Origin of the sequence: Kordia jejudonensis, assembly GCF_001005315.1 — a bacterium.
Taxonomy (GTDB): domain Bacteria; phylum Bacteroidota; class Bacteroidia; order Flavobacteriales; family Flavobacteriaceae; genus Kordia; species Kordia jejudonensis.
Window position 1 is genome coordinate 1 of record NZ_LBMG01000089.1, and the last position, 1,148, is coordinate 1,148.

Consider the following 1,148-nt stretch of genomic DNA (forward strand, 5'->3'; position numbering starts at 1 on the left):
GCTCTTTTTTAAACACCTGTTTTTTTGCTTAAATTTAAGTTGTAATTTAGTTCTATTAAGAACGCAAATAAACATATATATAACAATAGAATAAATTTGCATTAAAACGCAACTTATTCTTATCGTTGTAAGTAATTAGCCAATATAATGGGAAAATTTGAAGATAATAAGCAATATACTTTTGATGTTGACTCCGCTCCTACTTCTTGGTTAGATTATTCAGAGGAACTAAAAGAAATTGCAGAACTCATTTTCTATAATTCAGGGACTGAAATAAATAGATATCCTGAAAACGAAAAAGGTTTAAGACTTGAAAGAGGCTACTTTTTAAATTATGGTTTTTCAATTGAAAACATATTGAAAGGACTTATAATATCTGAAAACAGCTCTTATGTTTCAGGTGGGAAAATATCATCTGAAATAAGTTCAAATCATAATTTAGAAACACTTGTTGACAAAATTGATTCAATAGCGTTTGATAAAAATGAGAGAAAATTATTATCTATTTTATCAGATGCAATTCCATATTGGGGCAGATATCCTATTCCCAAAAAGTACACTAAAGTCTCAACTAAATTTAAACTGACAGAAAAAGTCAATGACGATTTAAACAACTTATGGTTCAAAATAGGAAGGCAACTTTATTCAAACATTAAGTTCGGATGGATTGGACCAAGTGGAATAGAAACTGGACCTTACATAAGTTCAACTTTTGAAAACCCTGAAGAGTTTGACAAATCAATAGCTGAAATTAATAAGCAAATAGAAAAAGGTTTGTTTAAAGCAGGTAACGTTGATATAGCAAAATATAGTAGAAATAAATAACTACTTACAACAATGGTAACCGTTGCACAACTCAATAATTCTACAAAAAACAAGGCATTCTTAGCACTTTTAAGAGTGTCTTTCTTTTGATTCTCATTACAGAGTTCTAAAATTAATTCCGCTTACAATCAAATTATAGTTACCTAATAGTGACTTTATTTTGAAAATCACCACGCCAAGGGGTTTTACTCCACTCTTTGCTGTTTTTGTAACAAATTTCGGGTACTTCTTCAAGTTATAAGCAATGGCAGCCAAGTGCATTACTTTGTTTGCTTGTTTAATTCCTAATGTGTTGATTTTTCTGAGTCCCATATATTCCTTTA

General features: G+C 29.7%; 1 protein-coding gene and 1 pseudogene. One reads left to right on the forward strand and one right to left on the reverse strand.

The genetic code is table 11. The annotated features are described in order from the left end of the window. Positions 1-147: 147 nt before the first annotated feature. Positions 148-825, forward strand: coding sequence for a hypothetical protein (locus tag AA089_RS22405; RefSeq protein WP_046759259.1), 678 nt, complete (start codon positions 148-150; stop codon positions 823-825). Between the two features lie 96 nt (positions 826-921). Here the strand turns inward: AA089_RS22405 and AA089_RS25510 are convergent. After that, a pseudogene (locus tag AA089_RS25510) lies at positions 922-1,148 on the reverse strand (hypothetical protein); the annotation flags it as partial.